At 30.6% G+C, this 19,971-nt stretch carries 20 protein-coding genes; 5 read left to right on the forward strand and 15 right to left on the reverse strand.

Features of this window, described 5'->3' with window-relative positions:
• Positions 1-82 precede the first annotated feature (82 nt).
• Entirely contained in the window at positions 83-484 is a 402-nt protein-coding gene (mscL, locus tag FVE72_RS06135) for a large-conductance mechanosensitive channel protein MscL (protein WP_036056117.1), read from the forward strand.
• Between the two features lie 134 nt (positions 485-618).
• Here mscL and FVE72_RS06140 read toward each other — a convergent pair whose 3' ends face one another.
• The 6 genes from FVE72_RS06140 to FVE72_RS06165 all read right to left on the reverse strand — a co-directional run bounded on the left by FVE72_RS06140 (position 619) and on the right by FVE72_RS06165 (position 7,084).
• Positions 619-1,323 carry an epoxyqueuosine reductase QueH gene (locus tag FVE72_RS06140; RefSeq protein ID WP_081724187.1) on the reverse strand — a complete coding sequence of 235 codons (705 nt, stop codon included), beginning with the start codon at positions 1,321-1,323 and terminating at the stop codon, positions 619-621.
• A 22-nt stretch (positions 1,324-1,345) separates the two neighbouring features.
• On the reverse strand, positions 1,346-2,548 hold the full coding sequence (locus FVE72_RS06145; protein ID WP_026737668.1) for a pyridoxal phosphate-dependent aminotransferase: 1,203 nt from the start codon (positions 2,546-2,548) through the stop codon (positions 1,346-1,348).
• A 126-nt stretch (positions 2,549-2,674) separates the two neighbouring features.
• Entirely contained in the window at positions 2,675-3,505 is an 831-nt protein-coding gene (locus tag FVE72_RS06150; protein WP_309299799.1) for an N-acetylmuramoyl-L-alanine amidase, read from the reverse strand.
• A gap of 51 nt (positions 3,506-3,556) precedes the next feature.
• Complete coding sequence (locus FVE72_RS06155) at positions 3,557-4,105, reverse strand: hypothetical protein (protein WP_006807589.1); 549 nt, start codon at positions 4,103-4,105, stop codon at positions 3,557-3,559.
• A gap of 27 nt (positions 4,106-4,132) precedes the next feature.
• Entirely contained in the window at positions 4,133-6,067 is a 1,935-nt protein-coding gene (locus FVE72_RS06160) for a tetratricopeptide repeat protein (RefSeq protein WP_006807593.1), read from the reverse strand.
• 57 nt (positions 6,068-6,124) lie between these two features.
• The gene (locus FVE72_RS06165; RefSeq protein WP_146966470.1) at positions 6,125-7,084 is read right to left on the reverse strand and encodes a hypothetical protein; all 960 of its coding nucleotides are present in this window, start codon (positions 7,082-7,084) and stop codon (positions 6,125-6,127) included.
• A 135-nt stretch (positions 7,085-7,219) separates the two neighbouring features.
• Between FVE72_RS06165 and FVE72_RS06170 the strand changes: the two genes are divergently transcribed.
• The 3 genes from FVE72_RS06170 (at position 7,220) to FVE72_RS06175 (ending at position 9,044) form a co-directional block, all read left to right on the forward strand.
• Positions 7,220-8,149 carry a toxin-antitoxin system YwqK family antitoxin gene (locus FVE72_RS06170; RefSeq protein ID WP_026737671.1) on the forward strand — a complete coding sequence of 310 codons (930 nt, stop codon included), beginning with the start codon at positions 7,220-7,222 and terminating at the stop codon, positions 8,147-8,149.
• A 130-nt stretch (positions 8,150-8,279) separates the two neighbouring features.
• Entirely contained in the window at positions 8,280-8,447 is a 168-nt protein-coding gene (locus tag FVE72_RS11265; RefSeq protein WP_169728676.1) for a hypothetical protein, read from the forward strand.
• A complete protein-coding gene (locus tag FVE72_RS06175; RefSeq protein WP_026737672.1) occupies positions 8,448-9,044 on the forward strand; it encodes a hypothetical protein in 597 nt (198 codons plus the stop codon).
• 87 nt (positions 9,045-9,131) lie between these two features.
• Here the strand turns inward: FVE72_RS06175 and FVE72_RS06180 are convergent, their stop codons facing one another.
• The 5 genes from FVE72_RS06180 to FVE72_RS06200 all read right to left on the reverse strand — a co-directional run bounded on the left by FVE72_RS06180 (position 9,132) and on the right by FVE72_RS06200 (position 13,083).
• Positions 9,132-9,536, reverse strand: coding sequence for a pheromone cAD1 o protein (locus FVE72_RS06180; RefSeq protein ID WP_026737673.1), 405 nt, complete (start codon positions 9,534-9,536; stop codon positions 9,132-9,134).
• 149 nt (positions 9,537-9,685) lie between these two features.
• On the reverse strand, positions 9,686-10,558 hold the full coding sequence (locus tag FVE72_RS06185; RefSeq protein WP_026737674.1) for a hypothetical protein: 873 nt from the start codon (positions 10,556-10,558) through the stop codon (positions 9,686-9,688).
• 15 nt (positions 10,559-10,573) lie between these two features.
• Positions 10,574-11,329, reverse strand: coding sequence for a tRNA threonylcarbamoyladenosine dehydratase (locus tag FVE72_RS06190; protein WP_026737675.1), 756 nt, complete (start codon positions 11,327-11,329; stop codon positions 10,574-10,576).
• Positions 11,330-11,442: 113 nt separating this feature from the next.
• Positions 11,443-12,006 (reverse strand): hypothetical protein, encoded by a 564-nt coding sequence (locus FVE72_RS06195; RefSeq protein WP_026737676.1) that lies wholly within the window; start codon positions 12,004-12,006, stop codon positions 11,443-11,445.
• A 78-nt stretch (positions 12,007-12,084) separates the two neighbouring features.
• Positions 12,085-13,083, reverse strand: a complete 999-nt coding sequence (locus tag FVE72_RS06200) for a Gfo/Idh/MocA family protein (protein WP_026737677.1) — start codon at positions 13,081-13,083, stop codon at positions 12,085-12,087.
• A gap of 118 nt (positions 13,084-13,201) precedes the next feature.
• Here FVE72_RS06200 and FVE72_RS06205 point away from each other — a divergent pair, with 118 nt between their 5' ends.
• Complete coding sequence (locus FVE72_RS06205) at positions 13,202-14,413, forward strand: MFS transporter (protein WP_051411759.1); 1,212 nt, start codon at positions 13,202-13,204, stop codon at positions 14,411-14,413.
• Between the two features lie 268 nt (positions 14,414-14,681).
• Here FVE72_RS06205 and FVE72_RS06210 read toward each other — a convergent pair whose 3' ends face one another.
• From FVE72_RS06210 to FVE72_RS06225, 4 genes are read right to left on the reverse strand one after another with little or no spacing between them, the layout of a single operon-like run.
• On the reverse strand, positions 14,682-15,173 hold the full coding sequence (locus FVE72_RS06210; RefSeq protein ID WP_026737678.1) for a prolyl-tRNA synthetase associated domain-containing protein: 492 nt from the start codon (positions 15,171-15,173) through the stop codon (positions 14,682-14,684).
• A 31-nt stretch (positions 15,174-15,204) separates the two neighbouring features.
• The gene (locus FVE72_RS06215) at positions 15,205-16,641 is read right to left on the reverse strand and encodes an aminoacyl-histidine dipeptidase (RefSeq protein ID WP_026737679.1); all 1,437 of its coding nucleotides are present in this window, start codon (positions 16,639-16,641) and stop codon (positions 15,205-15,207) included.
• A 21-nt stretch (positions 16,642-16,662) separates the two neighbouring features.
• Positions 16,663-18,171 (reverse strand): YfcC family protein, encoded by a 1,509-nt coding sequence (locus tag FVE72_RS06220; protein ID WP_036056120.1) that lies wholly within the window; start codon positions 18,169-18,171, stop codon positions 16,663-16,665.
• Between the two features lie 24 nt (positions 18,172-18,195).
• The gene (locus FVE72_RS06225) at positions 18,196-19,956 is read right to left on the reverse strand and encodes an NUDIX domain-containing protein (RefSeq protein WP_026737681.1); all 1,761 of its coding nucleotides are present in this window, start codon (positions 19,954-19,956) and stop codon (positions 18,196-18,198) included.
• Positions 19,957-19,971: the final 15 nt, after the last annotated feature.

The following is a 19,971-nucleotide window of genomic DNA, read 5'->3' on the forward strand; positions in this document are numbered from 1 at the left end:
AATATGTAGAGATTTATTTCAAGTTGCTTTTTTTTAAAATATAATTTATAATATGTCATATTTAAGAAAGGAGAAAAACTTGATGTTTAAAGAATTTAAAGAATTCATTTCAAAAGGAAATGTTATGGATTTGGCAGTCGGAGTAATTATAGGAGGGGCATTCGGTAAAATAGTAACTTCATTAGTTGATGATATGATTATGCCTGTTTTGGGAATTATTTTAGGAAAAATCAATTTCAGTGCTTTAAAACTTATTATTACCCCTGCCGAAGGAGATAAACCTGAAGTTGCAGTATTATACGGAAGTTTTATACAAAATGTTGTAAACTTTTTAATAATGGCTTTTGTTATTTTCTTAATGGTAAAAGCTATAAATAAATTGAGAAAACCTGCTAAAGAAGTTGCAGAAGAAATCGTTGAAGAAGTTCCTTCAAAAGAAGAAAAATTACTGACTGAAATAAGAGATATACTTAAAAGCAAATAAAGATACTGAATTTATATTTACAAAAAAATCGACCCCTTTCGTGAATAATAATCCGAAGGGGGTTTTATAATATTTATTTTTATAATTATATTTAAAATTGGTATCATTGACTTTCTATTTATTTCGTGATAAATCTATATTTCATTTTTTTCAAACTTTATCCCCTGATCCATTGCAGCGAACACACATCCGCAATAGCACTGTCTATAAACATCGTATTCTTTGCATATCTCTACAGAACGGCTGTAACCGTTATTTTTCTTGAAATCCGACGGCAAATATTTCACATCAAAAATCTCCTGAACTTCAAGTCCGATATTATTAATAAGTTCACTGTTTTTTTTCGGACTCAATGTCAAAGCACTTCCGAAATAATCATACCCCAGTTCCTGAGCTCTTCGTGCAACAATATCAAGCCGCATTTGAAAACACACTGTACATCTCGCTCCGCCTTCTTTTTCTCTTTCCAGTCCTCTTACTTTCCTGAAAAAATCCACAGGCTTATATTCATCTTCTATAAAGCCCACGTTATTGCCTGTTCTTTTATTAAATTCCTCGATAAATTCTTTTTGAACTAATGCCCGTTTTCTGTACTCGGCTTCGAGGTGAATATTGGAATTTGCAAACAATATAGTTACATCGGCATATTGAGTCATAAACTCGAGAGTATAAGTACTGCACGGAGCACAACAGCTGTGCAGCAGTATTTTAGGTCTTAATTCTCTGCTTTTCCAGTCGGAAATGAGCTTTGTCAATATTGTGTGATAGTTTATTTTTTGATTGGGATTCATTCTGCTTAAAATATCTTTTGCATCTTTTATATCCTTTTCGTCTAACAAAGTATACTCCTTATAATTTCTGTTATTTTTTAACGTTTTTATACTCTTCTAAAGCTTTTTTCAATACTTTCATTCCATTTTCTATTTCTGTCAGATTGTGAGTGCAGAAAGAAAATCTTGCTTCTTTCATTCCTTTTCCTTCTTCAGAGTAAAATCCCGGTCCCGGTGCAAACATCAATGTCTGATTTTTATATCTGTATTCTGTCAAAAGCCAAACTACAAATTTTTCGATGTCGTCTACAGGAAGTTCCGCAAATATGTAAAAAGCACTGTCAGGTTTAAAGGAAATAACTCCCGGCATTTCTTTCAAGTGATTATACATCAAATCTCTTCTTACTTTATACTCAAGTTTAACATTGTCAATGTACGTATCTAGAGTATTTATCAGATTTGTACTTGCAAACTGTTCGATTGTCGAAACAGCAAGCCTTGCCTGACATAATTTAAGGGCCTGTGCGATAAATTCTTTATTTTTTGAAGCGACTACCCCTATTCTTGCTCCACATGCACTGTAATGTTTGGAAATACTGTCTATCAATATAGTTCTGTCACTGACTTCAGGCACTGTCATAAATGATTTATACTCTATATCGTCATCATATATAAACTGTCTGTAAACTTCATCAGTAATTATATATAAATTATGCTCCAGAGAAATTTCTTTAATCATTTCCATTTCTTTATTTGTAAAAACTATCCCTGTAGGATTGCTCGGATTGGAAAACATAATCGCCTTAGTTTTCGGAGTTATGAGTTTTACTATTTCTTCTTTTTCAGGCAAGTGATAATTATTTTCAATAGTAGTTTTTATAGGTACCAAAACTGCTCCTGCAGATTTTAAAAAACTGTCATAGTTTGAATAATAAGGCTCAGGAACCAAAACTTCATCTCCAGGATTACATATAGTCTGGAGTGTTATCTGAATAGCTTCACTTCCTCCGTTAGTTATAAGGATTTCTCCCGGTAAAATATTCATTCCTGAACTTATATATGATTTTGAAAACGAATCTATAAGTTCGGCTAATCCTGCAGAATTTGCATATTTTACAATTTTTTCCTTATAGTTGTTCAATCCGTCAAAAAATGTATCCGGAGTCTGAACATCAGGTTGCCCTATGTGAAGTTCATACACTCTTACTCCTTCTTTTTTAGCTGCATCTGCATAAGGTACAAGTTTTCTTATCGGTGAGTATTGCATACTCAAAATTCTGTTTGAAAATTCCATTTTATATTAACAATAAAGACAAAGAATTATATACACACACTGAAAGCTGACAAAGTTTAAAAAATGCAGTTAGCAGGAATATGAATTTTATTGACACCCTTAAATTCTCTATCTTTATTCTCCTTTCTATTTATATTTTTCGTTTAATGCTTTTAATATCGAATAAGTTTCCAAATCCATTTTTCCGTCAAATAATTCAGGTCTGAAATGATGTTGGAAAGCTCTTATTACATTTTGTGTCTGTTTATCCCACTGATTTGTTATCTCAATAGAATATCCGAATTTTTTAAGTTCTTTTTGGACTTCCGACACAGGTAAAGCATAAAAAGTCTGTATATACTGATTTTTAAAGGATTCTTTTACAGCATCATCATACCACATTCCTATATTGTAATCGGTATAAAGTTTTTTCCAAGGCATAAGCGGTCCCGGATCCTGCTTTCTCTGAGGAGCGATGTCCGAATGTCCTAAAATATTTGTCGCAGGAATCTGATATTTTTCCGATAAATATTTTATCAACACCGCAAGTTCTTTAATCTGAAAATCTTTATAAGGAACGAACTCATTTTCTTTTATATATCCGGGATTTACTATTTCTATTCCTAAAGAACTGTCATTCAGATTCTTTGAAGTTTTCCATTCACTTACTCCGGCATGCCATGCTCTTCGGTTCTCATCAACTAAAGCATAAACAGGATCTTTTTCCTCATCGGATATTAAAAAATGGGCACTGACTTCCTGAGTAGTCAAAACTTCCAACGAACGGTTTCTGTCCAATGCCGTATAATGAACTATTATAAATCTTTCTCTGAAATTCTGTCCTTTTGAATTATATTCTCTGTCCAGAGTTATTTTTCCCGCATCGTTACTTATAACTTCTGTAGTCTTTTTTACTGCAGGAGGTCTCTGAATATCTTTGGACATATCTTTATTTTGTGAATAACTTACGTTTGCCAAACATAATATTGAGCATAAAAACAATATTTTTTTTATATTTTTTTCTATATTTTAATCACTCTCCCCAAAAGTTTTATTTTTAGACATTATCATAAATATTATGGCCGATATTCCGATTATCAGCCTTATAATCCCGTTTATTCCTGAATCAAAATCAACCCAAATTAAAATCGCACATACAAGATTTAAAATCGAAATTATGATTAAAAATATATTTTTAGTATCAAAAAAGTAAAATATATTCATAATAGCTGCAAAAATAAAAGCAACTCTTATAATTCCGATTATATAAGCCAATACTATATTTGCATTCAGCAAATCATTTATATAAGGTGAACTTATTAAAAAAATTCTGCTTAATCCTACTCCTGCCAATGTTCCTAAAAAGAGCAACTCGACTGAACTTTTTCTTTCGCGTCCGTCAGATGATAAAAATAACATTCCCCAAAACAGTACTTCAAAAACAAATAAAATTGTTGACGAAAACAGTAAAATAATATTGGCATAATCTCTGTCGGCTGTTTTTAAAAATAGTAAGTCGGATATAATGTAACAAAGAAAAATAATTATGCTTATGGATTTTTTTGATGTAATATTCATTAAAATCTCACCTCTTTACTATTTCTGTTAATCCTCATTCACATAATCCAAAAACTTATTGACCCAGTCTATATACAAAGGATTTTCTTCATTTAAAGTTTCCATATAAGCGTCATAATTAGCTTCGTCATTATACACATTAAATATAATCGGAACTAAAAGCCTTGACACTTTGGATTTGAAAATTCCTCTCGAAACCATATTATATATGGAAGGTTTTTCACATTTCAGTAATTGACTGTTTGTCTTGCTTATTTCATATAAAAGAGCTACAAGATTAACTTTTTTCAATTCATTTTCTCTGTCATCCAGCACAACTTTTATCTGTTCAAAGAGCAGTTTTTTATATTTCCATGACAGAAACTCTTTATATTTGGGATTTCCTATAAGAAATTTTATTTTCGGAGAATACAGTAACAAATTCTCGGAATTTGTTTCAGTTACTTCAAAATTTTTATCTATACATTCAAAGAAATTATTAAACTTATTTACAACATCTTTTTGTACTTTATATACTTCGTCCTTTTTATACGATGCATCTATAAGTTTAATTTTCATTTCATTGGAACAGTCGTAAAGATAAATCTCAATTTCAAATATTTCTTCCTTATCTTCATTAACATTTTTTACTACATTTCCTGAAAGTACATAATCTAAATGAGGATTCTGACTTTTTATCAGTTTCATATAATCTGTACTGTATCTCTTATTGGCAATTTTAAGATAATCTCCCTCGTAAGCAACAGCCAACTGATAATTCAAATCAGTTTTATAATGTAAAACTTCATTTATAAACAGCGGTATTGAAACAGCCAGATTTCTTGATGTTTTATCATAATCTCCTATGGAAGTAAAAGAAAGAATGAGTAAATTCGGAGATGTTCTTTTCTTTTTATTTAAGATCCATGCAGGGTTGTTGAACTCATAATACCAGATAGGTATATTTGTAGTAAAAAACTTCTCCTGAGGTTTTTCAATATAAAAATTTTCCTCTTCTATTTCTTTATCAGCTCTTATTTTCATATTTAAAAATATTTTTTCATAATTTATAAAATTATCGGTAAATTCAAACCATGCAAATTTTGATGCAAATTTACAAAGTTCCAGACCTTTTTCAAAATCTTCGTTTCTTTTATAATATTCAAGTATGTTCATCGCAGTATATGCACTGTGTTTTTCAGGATTGAAATTAGGAAGAATCTCATTTTCAAATTCTTCAAATAAACTGTTCATTCCGTAAATTCCCGAAGCCATAGACATAACTTCCGAATCGTATTCGGACTCCTTCAAAGCCTTATTTAAAAGTTCTTTTCCTTTTTCGATTTCATTACTTTTAAAATATTTTACGGCAAGAGTAAGTTTTGCTCTCCATGTGTCCTCCAAATGGGCAAATTCTTCCAGTTTCGTATTATACTCAGCTATATTTCTTTTTTTAATATTGTCGAAATATTTTTTAAAAGCATTTGATGAATTGGGATTCAGGTTTAATGCTTTTAAATAAAGCTTTTCTGCTTCTTCATGATTTCCTTTTTTTTCAAGAACTTTTGCATAATTGGAATAAATAGCTTCAGACGGTTTTTCGTAAAAAGTATATTTTTTGTACAAATCTATCGCCTGATCGTATTCTTTATTTTTTATGTAATATATTCCCAAAACATTTGTTCTTCTCTCTTTGTTATTATCGAGAGAATATATCCTAAGACACGCATCTTTAGCCTCATAGTAAACATTTTTGGAAAAGGCATCCATTACTATTGAATAGAGTTCCTCAACATCATTCCAGTTTTTTTCAACTGCCGGCTTTAAATGATGATTTACCCATTCCGATTTAAGTATTTTCTGTTCTTTTCCGAACTCATCCAAATATGAAATTTCCTGATTTTCATTCATTATATTTTCCAAAATTTCCGGTTTCTGATCTTCTTTCTCAACCGAACGTTTAAATAAATTGAAGATCTTCATTTTTCCTCCTAAATAATTTATATATATAACTGTTTTTTATTCTATGTTTCTATTTTATCAATTTTCTGAATTATTTTCAAATAAATTATTTTTAGGTAAATTTTTTTTATTTTCAATTTCATTATTATCATCAGACTGACTGTCGTTATATTTCTTTAAATCCATGTATTCCACATTGAGATAAATAACGACTGTCAATACACATGAAAATGTTGATAAAAATGTAGTCAGAATAGAACTTAATAATATAAATACTATCTGAAAATTATTTAATGTAATAAAGTTTATTATCTGAAAGGGAATAAAGAAAAACCATTGAAAAACAAATAATATTATTCCTGGCAATATTATTCTCAGTCTGTTTCCTTTGCATAAATGAAAATTATAATAAACAGCTTCTTTAAATTTAACATTTCTCAAGTAAAATAAAGGTCTGAAATACAGAAGTTTAAGCCATATTACAGTACAAACTGTTATATAATAAATAAAAAGTATAATTCCGAAAACTATAAGAACAGGCAGTATTTCCTCTCTCGGATCATGTGCGGAAACTTTACTCAGAAATATTGTTGCTCCGGTAATCATCAAAATAAACGGAATAATATTCGCAATTATATACACTATGATATCAAACAGATAAACTATAAAAAACTTTTTTATCACTTCAACTAAATTGAACTTACTTTTCTCTTCAATAAGAATAGCAGCTTTTTTCATAATCACAACTAAAATAACAGTCGTTGCAATGGCACATGGGGTAATAAGAAAATTTATTCCGTAATATTGAGAAAGATTTTCAGGATAGTAATCGCTTCCTACCTCTACCATATCCTTTATAACACCCAGTGATTCAATAATTTTCTGATTTACCGTAGCTAAAATAAAAACAGCTAAAAATAATCCTCCTGTAAGTAATTTATTCTGAGAAATGATCTTCTTAAGCACTTCAAAAGAGATATTAAAATAATCTCCAATTTTCAAATAATTTTCAGATAATTTTTCTTTTATTTCTTCCATACTATAAATATTCTCCTTTTTTATATTCATTTTATAGAATTATACCACATTTTGCTTTGATATTAAATACTCAAATGAAATTTTAATTTTTATTTTTTCAAAAAAGTGCTATAATATTTTTCGGAGGTTAGGCAAATGAAAAAAACATTAAAAAAATCAATATTAATCTTATTTTCGTGTATTGTATTGAGTAGCTTGTCATTCTCGGAAAATATAAATATGAATCCGAAAAGATCCCAAGACTATTCTTCCCTTTACACAGAAGCTATGAATTCGGTTTATTCTACACCTGAAACAGTATCACTCTCAAACAATTTTGCGATTACAAAAGAAGATTCCGCTCCTTTTACCGGAAAACTTGTAGAATTTAATAAAAATTCCGAAATTAAATCAGTGAAAAATTTTAAAAACGGTCTTTATGACGGAAAAATGTATTTTTACTTTGATAATGGAAATTTATTAAAAATACTGGAATACAGTCAGGGAGTGCAGACAGGAGAAGAAATAGAGTTTTACTCTGACGGAATCTCAAAAACAGTAAAAAATTACAAAAACGGATTATTAAACGGCGTTTCTTATGAATATGATCCTACAGGTGTTCTTACATCTGTTACAAACTATACAAATAACAGAAAAGACGGGAAAGAATTGACTGTTTCAAACGGTGTTATTGTGCTTGAAAATAATTATAATAACGGTGTTTTGAGCGGATTATCCACTTCTTATTATTTAGACGGAACTCTAAGATCTACAGGAAATTACGTAAATAATTTGAGAAATGGTGAATGGGTATGGAAATATCCCGACGGAACTGTAAAACTCGTAGAAAATTATCAAAATGGTAAAATTTCCGGAAATATTACAGGGTATTTTCCTGACGGTAACAAAGAACGTGTATTTCAGGTAACAAACGGAAACGGAAGTTTCACTCAATACTATGACAACGGAAAACTTAAAGCTAAAGGCTCTATTGTAAATTACAGTTCTGCCGGCGACTGGGTTTTCTATGATAAGAACGGAAATGTAATGACTACAAATCCTTATTTTGAGGAAGTAGTAAGATAGAAAATCAAATTTTATTCTTATTTTTAAACTCCCGTAATTTTAATATGATGCGGGAGTTTTATTTTTCAATGTTGCACTTTTATTAAAAATAAGATATAATTAATTATATTTTGCGAAAGGAGATATAAAAATGGCAACTAAAAGTTTCACAGCAGAAATGACATTTGATAAAAAATCTATAAACAGCTTAATAAAAGCCTTAGATAATGAAAAATCTCCAAATAGAAAACCTGTAAAAAATGTAGAAATTATAAAAGATGGTGAGTTAATTCAAAAAGCATTTGGAAGAAAAAAATAAATGTATATAGAAAATGTAAAAATTATTTCATTACAGGATTTATTAGAGGAGTTAAAAGATAAAGAGCTTGTAATAGACATTTTAAAAAAATTTAGAAGTAAATATAATAAAGATGTTGAAGATTTTCTACATACTAAGGCAATTGAATTTGAAAATTCAGGATTATCAAGTACACATCTAGTTTTTGATGAAAATTTTATTTTATTAGGATTTTTTTCTTTAGCAAATAAACCTTTATTAGTTTCTGAAAAAAACTATAAATTATTAACTAAGAATCAAAGGAAAAAACTTTGCCAAAACGGAAAAAAATTATTGTCAGACGGTTATATAGTAAATAGTTATTTATTAGGACAATTAGGTAAAAATTATTCAGAAGAAATTAACGAAAATAATCAAATTAGCGGAATGCAATTACTGACACTGGCATATGATACATTAATGGAAGCTAAAAAAATAATAAATGTCAGGTATGTTTGGTTAGAATGTGAAGACAAAGAAAAATTATTAAGTTTTTATAAAACTTTTGGTTTTGAAGAAATAGAAAATTTTACATCTGTAAATAATTTAAAAGTTTTAATAATGAAACTAAAAAAATAAACAGTCATAGCAAAAAGCTGTGATTTTTTATTAAACACAAAAAACCTTCCGATTTTTATTTTTCGGAAGGTTCTATTTTTATTCAAACTACATTTTAAAGCTTCCCTGCTCTCCTGAATTTGCTTTGTTAATCAAAAACTGTATTAACTGTTTAAATTCGGATAATGCTTCGGAATTTTTTACTCCGCTCACAGAATTTATATCCTGAGTGCTTACCAATGTTCTCGTCATAGAAAAACTCGAATCCCTAAAACTCTCTCCGAATTTCGATTTATATTTCTCATTTTCTTTCTGATCTATTGATAATAACTCTCCTGTACCGTTTTTTCTGTCATATTGAGCACCTATAATTTTATTTCCTTTTACTGTTATTTTTGCAAATGCTTTCCAGTTTCCCCCGTTAGCTTTTTCAACATAATATATTCCGTCCTGTAATGCCGAAAATGTCAAAGCACCTACTAAAAACATCAATAACATTATTATTTTCTTCATCAATTTCACCTCCGTTAAAGCAAGTAGAATAATTTAAAATAACTTCCTGCTTCCACGTCTATTTTATAATAATTTTAAATAAATTACAAGCTTTTTTTATTTTATCTTATGAGGGCTCATTGCAGTCCTCATACTCCCGCTATAATAACCTATTTCCCTATTTTCTCCAACAGCAAAGATTTCGTCATTTTATAAAGGAATATCAGAAGCAATAGCGGCATTATTATATAAGATAAAAGAGTAATCCCTATTATTACAGGTGTGTAATCCGATAAATCTTTTGAAACATTGCTTATTTCATTTCCGAGATTGGAAAATTTATTTTTTGTGCTTTCTATCTGTCCCGGAATGTTGAATATACTTTTAGACTGTTCCATTACGAACAAGTCGTCTTTTACTTTATTCAGCTTATTTACGCTTTCGTTTAATCTCACTATTGCAGGCTCCTTGTACTCCTTTTCAAAATAATCGGATACGGCTGAACTCACAAGTATAGTTCCCGGTAACAAAACATATACAAATGCCAAAGCCAACAATGAATATTTGGATATTTTCTTAAATATTTCGGTTACTGTATTTTGATAAAAAGTATACGGAAAATAAGTAACCAAAGATATAAATATCAGTATCGAAGCAAGTTTCACTTTAAATATCTCATAATATATTGTTTCCAGTTTCAAAACTACAACACTTGCAAGAGAAATTTTCCAAAGTATATCTATTATATCGTATATGGGCTGCACCAAATCCCCTATCTGAATGTTCATTCCCAAAATAACATTGACATTTACCGTGCTTCCTTCAATTACATCGGTAGTTCCTTTTAATAAAGACAATGTTATAAAGAGTTTTTTCGATTCTTCATAAGCTCTTTCCAAATAAGGTTTCGTCATATTTTTAAAAAAATTGAAAATTGTAAATTCAAATATTTTATTCATCAATCCGAATATACAAAGTAAAATCCCTACAATTATAGCTATTTTTATTATTTTATTTTTATTCTGCTGCAAAATTTTCAACAATTTTATCACCTTTTCCTATTCTATTTCCAATAAAACTCTTATTACATAAGAAGACATTATAAGTCCTGCTGTTCCCGGCACGAAAGCATTACTTCCGGGTGTTATTTTATTGGGAAGTTCGTTATTCATTCTGAAATCCGTAGGCTCTTCCGAAGAATAGTCATCCGATTTATCGGGAACAAGTGCTTTTTCTTTGGAATAAACTACAGGTATATTTTCTATATTTTTATTTCTCAATATTCGCCTTACAGTTCTTGCCATCGGACAAACCGATGTATTTTCAATAGTAGATATTTCAATCATCTCAGGATGCATTTTATTTCCGAAACCCATAGAAGAAATAATATTTATATTGTTTTCGTAACAATATTCTATGAGTTCTATTTTTGAGTAAATCACATCTATCGCATCTACTGCAAAATCGTATTTTTCATCATTATCCTCAAAGAATGTATCAATATTTTTAAATGCAAGTTCTTTTCTTAATTTCACATTGCATTCAGGATTAATATCAAGTATTCTCTGTTTCATAATTTCCCCTTTTGACATTCCTACTGTACTGTGCAAAGCATGAAGCTGTCTGTTTATATTCGATTCGGATATTTCGTCATAATCCACTATCGTCATACTTCCTATACCTGATCTCGCAAAAGATTCTACAGCATATGAACCTACTCCTCCTATGCCGAAAATTATTATATTTGAATTTTTTAACTTATCTAATGCTTTTTCTCCTACCAACATTGAAAAACGTGAAAATATATGTTTCATTTATGTTTCCTTTCTTATGTAAATAAAATGAGGGCTTAATCTTTCTTACCCTCATATTTCCGTTATTTCTGCTCTCTACTGTGCGGGAAACGGTAACAATACTCAAAATCAGTTTATTCAGCCGTTTCTACTCTTACTTCTTCTCCTCCGCCTCTATTTGTCTGACCGAAATTATTTTTATAATCGGATAATTTTTGAATTACAGCTGCCAATCTTTCATTGAATATTCTCTCTGCAGAAGATTTTACAAGTTGTTTGTCAATAGTGTAAAGAACTACAGTTTCATTTTTACTTGTAGTCCATGAGCCTCTTCTTTGAGCGTTAGGTGCTACTTCCTTAGCTACTTCATTGGCAAATTCTCTCATTTTAAAAGTATTAAATCCTGGACCACTTACCAATGAACCGTTTAAGTATTCATTTAATATTTCGTAAGCATAATCTCTTGCTCCGTTTTGAACACCTTTTTTTGCATCTGTATCGGCTTTGGAAACAGCATCTTCTCCTTTTCCTTTTATTTTGGAAACAGCTGCTATTTCAGTATCAAGATTATACTGATTGAAAACTAGATTTTTAATTTCTTTATTTGTAAAAAAAGATCCTACTTTATTATTCAATACTTGTGCTGAAAATCCGTTTATTGTAAATACCGTTATCATCAAAATAATAATTTTTTTCATATATCCTCCTGTAATTTGTTTATTATATTTTTCTAAATTATACTATTATTATCTTTAAATATCATTTGATTTTTTATGTTATTTTATTTTATCCGCAGGAAATATTATTCCTATTTTCTTCCTCGCTTCATCCATTATTTTCATAACAGTCTGCATCAGAGCAAAATTATTTACAGGCGATTCTTTTTTCCCTTCATTGAATAATTCTATAAAATGTTTCAGTTCATAATACATTCGATTTTCCTTTGCTTGAACTGTCAAATCAATTTTTTCATTCTTGTTTTTTCTGTCTATAAAATACAATTTATCCATTTCCGAAGGATGTTCTATTATTAAAGATCCCTTTTCTCCCATAATTTCACTCGGTACAAAAGAATCGGAAATTTTTGAAAATAATACAGTTACATCCATATCTTTATAATACATATTTATATTTCCCTGTGCATCTATCCCTTTCCCTTTTTCCAGTATCAATCCTCCTGCATTAATATTTTCGGGATTCCCGAACATAGAAATCGCTAAAAACAAGGGGTAAACTCCTATATCCATCAATGCTCCATTGGAAAATTCAGGCTTAAAAGCATTTTTTATATCTCCTTTTTTATAATCTTCGTATCTTGAAGAATACTGGCAATATCCCAATACTGCTTTTCTTATTGTTCCGACTCTATAAAGATTTTCTTTTAATACATTATACGTAGGAATAAACGGTATTTTCATTGCTTCCATGTATAATGTATCATTTTCTTCTGCAGTTTTTATAACTTCTTCAAGTTCCCTCGAATTTGAAGTTGCAGGTTTTTCACATAAAACAGCCTTTTTATTTTTCAAAAACATTATACTCTGACTGCTGTGAAAAGAGTTGGGAGATGCTATATAAACACCATCTATTTTATCACTTTCAGCCATTTTTCCCAAATCCGTAAATATTGTATCTACCTCGTATTTATCGGCAAAAGCTCTTGCGGTTTCCTCTTTTCTCGAATAAACTGCAGCCAGTTCAAAATCTTCAATTCCTTTTCCTGCATCTATCAGTTTGTCTGTTATCCAATTCGTTCCTATTATCCCGAATCTCATAAATCTTTCACTTCCTCATCTGATTATTTTTTTAATTTTAACATAATTTGACATAAATGTCTTTAATTTATTTTCGATATTATGCTATAATATTGGAAAAATCGGGGAGCTGAAATTTATGACAAACAATAACAACTGGAAAAGTAAAATAACTTTATTTTTATTCAGCCAGACAGTATCTACATTAGGCTCGTCTGTAGTAAATTTTTCCATTTTATGGTATATAACATTGAAATATTCATCGGGAACATTTATCACAATACTTGTTTTATGTACTTTTGTACCGCAAATATTAATTTCTCTTTTTGCAGGAGTTTGGGCTGACAAATACAACAAAAAATTTATAATAATGTTATCGGACTCTTTTATTGCTTTGGCAACATTTATTATTGTTCTATTTTTCCTTGCGGGAAATCATTCGCTGTATATAATGTACGCTGCGACAATCGTACGTTCCATAGGCAGCGGAATACAGACACCGGCAATATCGGCGGTAATTCCGGAAATCACTCCTGAAGATAAGCTGCTTAAAATAAACGGTATAAATAATACTCTTCAGTCTGTAGTTGCTTTACTTTCTCCTGCCATTGGAGGGGTAATTCTGGGCAGCTTGGGGATAATTTATTCTTTAATGTTTGATATAGTTACCGCTGTAATCGGTGTGGGAATATTAAGTTTTCTGAAAATTTCCGAAAATCAGAATAAAACCGAGATTCACGAATCAGGATATTCTCAACTAAAATCGGGACTGAAATATGCCAAAAACAACATTGCTATAAACAGAATGTTAAGATTTTTCACTGTTATTTATATTTTAGTTACTCCTATTGCTTTTTTATATCCACTTCTGATTAAGCGTGTATTCGGAGATGATATAGGAAAACTGACTCTGACCGAAGTTTTATGGTCTATAGGAATGATTTTAGGAGGACTTGCAGTTACTTTTACTAAAAATGTAAAAAACAAGATTAAACTTTTTTTGATTGTCTATTTTATTATCGGAATTGATTTTTATATTTTAGGATTAACAAGAGATTTTAATGTACTTCTGATTACTTTATTTTTAGGAGGAATTTTTGTAATAATAGGCGATACTGCCGAAATGACTTTTATTCAGGAAAATACTGATCCCGAAATGATGGGGCGGGTACTTTCCATGATAAATCTTATAAGAGTATTTATTTTTCCTGTTTCGATTTTATTTTTCGGACCTTTTGCCGATAAAATCAGACTGGATTACCTGATTGCAGGAACTTCTTTTTTAATATCGATATTTGCTTTAACAAAATTTTTTAATAAAGAGTTTATGAAAATGGGAAAAAGATCGTGAGGACTTGCCGTCCTCACACTCCTGCTAACGACCCCAAATTTTACATACTCAAAAATGCCCGTTCGCTATGAAAACAAAAAAGATGTTTTCATTACGCTCACTAACACATTTTTCACATTGTAAAATCTAAAGGTCGGTAACAGGATATTTTTGTATAAATTTCTGAAAAGCTTAATTCTTAAAATGTTAGATAAGCTTATTTTCTTGAGAAAAAACTACCTGTTCTTTATTAAATCTGATACAGGTAGTAAAAATCTTAAATGCTGTTTTATTCAAATTTTACTTCTTCATATTCAAATCCTATATTTTTAATAAACTTCAACATATCATCAATACCTATAAATATTGTTTTTGTATTATCGTTCGGATGAAAACTTATTCTTTTTTCTTTTAATATTTTAGTATCAAAATAAAGTTTAATATCTTTTTCCGGGTTATTCAGCAATCCAAAAATAGAAACAACTCCCGGCTGAAGTTTCATTTTTTTGTATAAACTGTCGGAGGAAGCAAATTTTAAACGCTTTGCTCCGACTATTTCTTTAAATTCATTCATATCCAGTTTATCATGATCGTCCATAATCAGCAAATAATAAGCTGTCTTTTTATCATTAGTCAGAAATAGAGATTTTGTGAGAACTCCTTCAATCCCTTCAACATATTTGTCGGCTTCTTCGGTTGTTGTTGCTGCTGGATGTTCTACAGCTTCAAAAGAAATATTCAATTCATTCAGTTTTTCATAAACTTTTTCAAACTGTTCCATTTTTACCACTCCTTTTTCTGAATTTTCGGCTTTATTTCAACTCTTCCAGTAATTTAACAACATAGCTATATATTTTTTCTGTAGAAGCTATGTCCAGTTTTTCTTCAGGGGTGTGAACATCCTGCATATCAGGACCTAAACTTATAAAATCAATATCGGGATAATTATGATATATAGCTCCGCATTCAAGCCCTGCATGAATTACTTTCACTTCCATTTCTTCTCCCGTCAATTCTTTCCATACCTCTACCGCTTTATCTCTTAAAGTCGATACAGGACGGTATCTCCATTCAGGATAATTAGCGGAAAATTCATAATCTGCTCCGTATTTTTGGGCTGTAGCCGCCATATTTTCTTTGATTTTTTCAAGCACTTCAGGCTCGGAACTTCTCATGGATATTGCTATTCTTATATTTTTTTCTTCGGTTGTAACTATCGCAATATTGTCCGATGATTCCACTATATCTGGATATTCTTTCATCCATGTATTTACTCCCGTAGGAATATCTTCAATCAAATCAATATATTTTTTTAGAACTTCTTTTTCAAATACCTGACCGTTAAATGCCGTTTCTTCAAAAAACAGTTCTGTCTGAGGCTCTGATTTTACATAAGATTCTTTTATTTCGCTCAATATTTTTCCTAAAGTCTGTTTTATATCTTTCGACGAAGTAATAACCGCTTCTGCAACTCTCGGAATAGCGTTATCTTTACTTCCTCCCGATACAGAAACTAAGTAAATATCTTCTTTTTCATTTAAAGATTTTAAAACTTTGTTCATGGCTTTGTTGGAATTTTCTCTGTCTTTATGAATTTCAGCTCCCGAATGTCCTCCTGCGAATCCCTGAAGTTTTACTTTGTAAGTAAACCCTTCTTTCAGTTCAGTTTTTTTCACAGGTAACAAAATGTCTATATTTTCTCCTCCTGCAGACCCTACTGTCAATATCCCTGTTTCTTCAGAATCCAGATTTATAAACATTTTACCCTGTAATATTCCCGGTTTTAGAGCCATCGCTCCTCCAAGGTCTATTTCTTCGGAAGTTGTAATTAAAAATTCCAAAGGACCGTGTTTCAGGCTGTCATCTTCTACAATAGCAAGCATCATCGCCACAGCAATACCGTTATCTGCTCCCAGTGTAGTTTTATTTGCTCTCAGATAATTTCCGTCCACTATTAATTCTATAGGATCTTTAGTAAAGTCGTGATTACTGTCTTCAGTCTTTTCACAGACCATATCCATATGTCCCTGTAAAATAATCTTTTCGGCATTTTCATAACCGGGACTTGCTTTTTTTCTTAAAACCACATTGTAAACTTCATCCTGATAGCATTCAAGATTATGTTCTTTTCCGAATTTTACAAGATAATCACTTATTTCCTTTTCTTTGTATGAATCTCTCGGTATTTTTGAAATTTCTTCAAAATAGTAAAAGACTCTTTCAGGTTTTATATTTTCCAATTTTCTCATCTATATACCTCCTATATATTTTTAGAACATTGTATTAATTACAAGCATGACTGCAGAGAAAGCAGCTATAATTCCGAATAACGGTAAGACAAATTTCAGCCATTTATCAAAAGTAACTCCGACCATTTCAAGGAACACAAGAACCAATCCTGTAGGAGTGATAAAGGACATTAATCCTTGTCCCCAGCTATATGCATTGATTATAATTTCTCTTGATACTCCTGCATTATCGGCAAGGGGTGCCATAATAGGCATTGAAAGTACCGCAAGTCCCGAAGATGATTGGATAAATATACCCAACACAGAGAATATACCGAACTGCATTAAAGCAAAGATTCCGCTATTCATACCTGCTACAAGATGACTAAAAAAATCCAATAGTGTATCCGAAATATATCCGTTATCCATTATAACATTTATTGCACGTGCCAATCCCACTGCCATAGCTACACCTATAAGATCACCGGCCCCCTGAATAAAGGCACTTACAGATTTCTTTTCAGGTAATCCGGAGACAACCATAATAACAATTGCAACTGTCAGAAACAATGCGGACATTTCTCCGAAATACCATCCTTCTATTGAAACTCCCCATATCATAACAGGAAAAGCCATTGCGAATATTAACAAAGATAATTTTTTTCTCAATGTAAACTCGGATTTTGAACCTTCTTCATAGTTACTTAAAAATCTTTCTCTAATTTCTTTTTCCTGATCATAAACAACAGATTTTGTTCTGTCTTTTTTTACTTTTTCTGTATATCTGTAAATATATATTATTGTTATCGCAGCTGCCAATATTAAAGCAATTATACGAAATACAAGACCTTCAGTAAAAGATATTCCCGCAGCATTGGAAGCTATAATCATTGAGAAAGGATTTATCGTCGAAAACATACTTCCTATAATTGAGCCTAACGAAATAGCTGCAATACAAGTCATGGCATCAAAACCGCTCACAAGAAATATCGGCATCAGGATAGGATAAAATGCTATCGTTTCTTCTGCCATACCGAAAGTTGTTCCTCCCAATGTAATAAGAGTAAAAATCATAAATGCAAGAATAAATTCTTTTCCTTTTGTTTTCTTTGAAAGAGCAGCTATTCCTGCATCAAAAGCTCCTATTTTATTGATAATTCCTATAATTCCTCCTAAAATTAAAACAAAAATCATAATATCCACAGAATCTGTTATTCCGGCAATCGGTGCCTGAATAATCTCCATAAATCCTTGAGGCTGTTGAGGAATCCTTTTATAGCTTCCCGGAATAGACATCGGTTTTTTAATAATCTCTTTGGTAAATTTTTCTAAAGGAAGGTCAATATTCAATTCTTTTAAAACTTCCTGTGTAGCAGGTTTTGCAGTAGTTTCTCCCTGTTGGTCCGTTATTACAAATTCATTGGATCCTCTGTCGTAAACCAACTTTGAAAATCTTCCCGAGGGAATTAAATAAGTCAGCACTGCAGACAGTACCATTATAATAAATAATACTGTAAAAGCTGACGGAAATTCAAACTTTTTCTTTTTCATGTAAATCAACTCCTAATATGATATTTATAATTTTGAATTATTATTAATTTGAATAAACTCAACTGCTTTATCTAAAACATCTCTTTGCAGCTTGTATGTTATCAATTTCATTGCTTCTTCATAATTACACCATTTAAACTCTTCAATTTCCTCTTTGTCTATTTTTACTTCTTCATTTTCAGCAGTTCCGAGGAAAAAAACTACTTTTTTTAATGTTGATTCATTAGGAACATATTTTACAGTTTCTCTGAATCCGTTTATCAGTTTAACTGAAATTCCTGTTTCTTCTTTTACTTCCCTGATTGCTGTTTCTTCTTCATTTTCATTCATTTCCGTATGCCCTTTGGCAAATCCCCAGTTACCGTGATACATCTTAACAATAAGAAATTCTTCATTTTTCTCACGTATAATAACAGCTCCGCAGGATTTTTCATGTTTCATCTTTTTTGAAATATTATATTTTCCGCTTAAATATTTCAATATTTCTTCTTTTTCATTTTTCACAGTTTCATCAAGGACCTGTTCATAAATATCGTTTTTGATTTCTCCTATATTTATCGGCTCAAATCCCAAGTTTATCAAATCCGCTCCTGTTATATCCAGCTCTCTCAAACTCGGTATATAACCTCTGCTTTTTATTTCCTCTATTCTTTTTTTGAGCTTTCCGACAGGATTTTCTTTTTTATATTCATTGCTATTTTTACACAGAAAATCGGCATTGAACAAATCGAACAGTCTGGCGAGATCCTTTTCACCAAGATTAATAATAAGTTTTTTTATTTCCCTATCGGAAATTTCCTGATATACAATCATATGATTTAATACTATTTTTTTTACTGAATGCAGAAAATCATTGGGAACTCTAAGTTCTTTCAGACAGTTTTCAGCTATTAACACACTTTCTTTTTCATGACCGTAATAATGAAATTTCCCTTTTGCATCAATAGACTTTGTACTTATTTTCCCTAAATCATGAAACAGTGCTGCAAATCTTGTAATCAAATCGGTAGGACATAAATCGGTAACTTTTATTATATGCTCAAAAAGCAGATCTTTTTTATAAGAATTATTCTGATCAAAATCATAAGCGTAATCAAATTCAGGAATAATCATTTCCAAAACACCGCATTTTTTCATCATTCTTAACGCTCTCTTCATATACGGTCCTAATAAGATTTTGCTTAATTCGGTAAAAATTCTCTCTTTGGAAATTTTATTCAGAAACTTCTTTTTCATATAGATTGCTTCGGAAGTCTTTTTATTGAGTTTAAATCCGAGCTGCGAAATAAATCTGAATGCTCTCATTATTCTGAGAGCGTCTTCTTCTATTCTTATCTTCGGCTTACCGACAAATCTTATAATTCTGTTTTCAATATCCTTTTTCCCTCCGAACAAATCTGTCAATCCCTGAATTTCATTATAAGCCATTGCATTTACAGTGAAATCTCTTCTCGATAAATCTTCTTCTATAGTATCTATAAATCTTACGTTTTTCGGATGTCTACTGTTCAAAACTCCTGTTTCTTTCCTGAATTTTGCAATTTCATAATGTTTTCCGTTTACTTTTATCATTAATATTCCGAAATGTGCACCTATTTCTTTGGGAGAAAAATCTTTGAATATTTCTTTCAATCTTTCATATTCAATATTCGTAGCAAAATCATAATCATAAGGCTCTTTTCCCGTAATTAAATCTCTTACCGCTCCTCCTACCAGAAATCCCGTTCCGTTATTATTTAATTGTTCCAGTATAAATTTTACATTGCTGTTTAACTTAAACTGCATTCCGATTTTTCCTTT

Source organism: Pseudoleptotrichia goodfellowii (assembly GCF_007990505.1).
GTDB lineage: Bacteria > Fusobacteriota > Fusobacteriia > Fusobacteriales > Leptotrichiaceae > Pseudoleptotrichia > Pseudoleptotrichia goodfellowii.

What these genes read in the sequence shown, in the direction of transcription:
- mscL (WP_036056117.1), top strand. Translation starts at nt 83, where the DNA reads ATGTTTAAAGAATTTAAAGAATTCATTTCAAAAGGAAATGTTATGGAT.
- FVE72_RS06145 (WP_026737668.1), bottom strand. Translation starts at nt 2,548, where the DNA reads ATGGAATTTTCAAACAGAATTTTGAGTATGCAATACTCACCGATAAGA.
- FVE72_RS06155 (WP_006807589.1), bottom strand. Translation starts at nt 4,105, where the DNA reads ATGAATATTACATCAAAAAAATCCATAAGCATAATTATTTTTCTTTGT.
- FVE72_RS06160 (WP_006807593.1), bottom strand. Translation starts at nt 6,067, where the DNA reads ATGAAGATCTTCAATTTATTTAAACGTTCGGTTGAGAAAGAAGATCAG.
- FVE72_RS06165 (WP_146966470.1), bottom strand. Translation starts at nt 7,084, where the DNA reads ATGGAAGAAATAAAAGAAAAATTATCTGAAAATTATTTGAAAATTGGA.
- FVE72_RS06170 (WP_026737671.1), top strand. Translation starts at nt 7,220, where the DNA reads ATGAAAAAAACATTAAAAAAATCAATATTAATCTTATTTTCGTGTATT.
- FVE72_RS11265 (WP_169728676.1), top strand. Translation starts at nt 8,280, where the DNA reads ATGGCAACTAAAAGTTTCACAGCAGAAATGACATTTGATAAAAAATCT.
- FVE72_RS06175 (WP_026737672.1), top strand. Translation starts at nt 8,448, where the DNA reads ATGTATATAGAAAATGTAAAAATTATTTCATTACAGGATTTATTAGAG.
- FVE72_RS06180 (WP_026737673.1), bottom strand. Translation starts at nt 9,536, where the DNA reads ATGAAGAAAATAATAATGTTATTGATGTTTTTAGTAGGTGCTTTGACA.
- FVE72_RS06190 (WP_026737675.1), bottom strand. Translation starts at nt 11,329, where the DNA reads ATGAAACATATATTTTCACGTTTTTCAATGTTGGTAGGAGAAAAAGCA.
- FVE72_RS06195 (WP_026737676.1), bottom strand. Translation starts at nt 12,006, where the DNA reads ATGAAAAAAATTATTATTTTGATGATAACGGTATTTACAATAAACGGA.
- FVE72_RS06200 (WP_026737677.1), bottom strand. Translation starts at nt 13,083, where the DNA reads ATGAGATTCGGGATAATAGGAACGAATTGGATAACAGACAAACTGATA.
- FVE72_RS06205 (WP_051411759.1), top strand. Translation starts at nt 13,202, where the DNA reads ATGACAAACAATAACAACTGGAAAAGTAAAATAACTTTATTTTTATTC.
- FVE72_RS06210 (WP_026737678.1), bottom strand. Translation starts at nt 15,173, where the DNA reads ATGGAACAGTTTGAAAAAGTTTATGAAAAACTGAATGAATTGAATATT.
- FVE72_RS06215 (WP_026737679.1), bottom strand. Translation starts at nt 16,641, where the DNA reads ATGAGAAAATTGGAAAATATAAAACCTGAAAGAGTCTTTTACTATTTT.
- FVE72_RS06220 (WP_036056120.1), bottom strand. Translation starts at nt 18,171, where the DNA reads ATGAAAAAGAAAAAGTTTGAATTTCCGTCAGCTTTTACAGTATTATTT.
- FVE72_RS06225 (WP_026737681.1), bottom strand. Translation starts at nt 19,956, where the DNA reads ATGCAGTTTAAGTTAAACAGCAATGTAAAATTTATACTGGAACAATTA.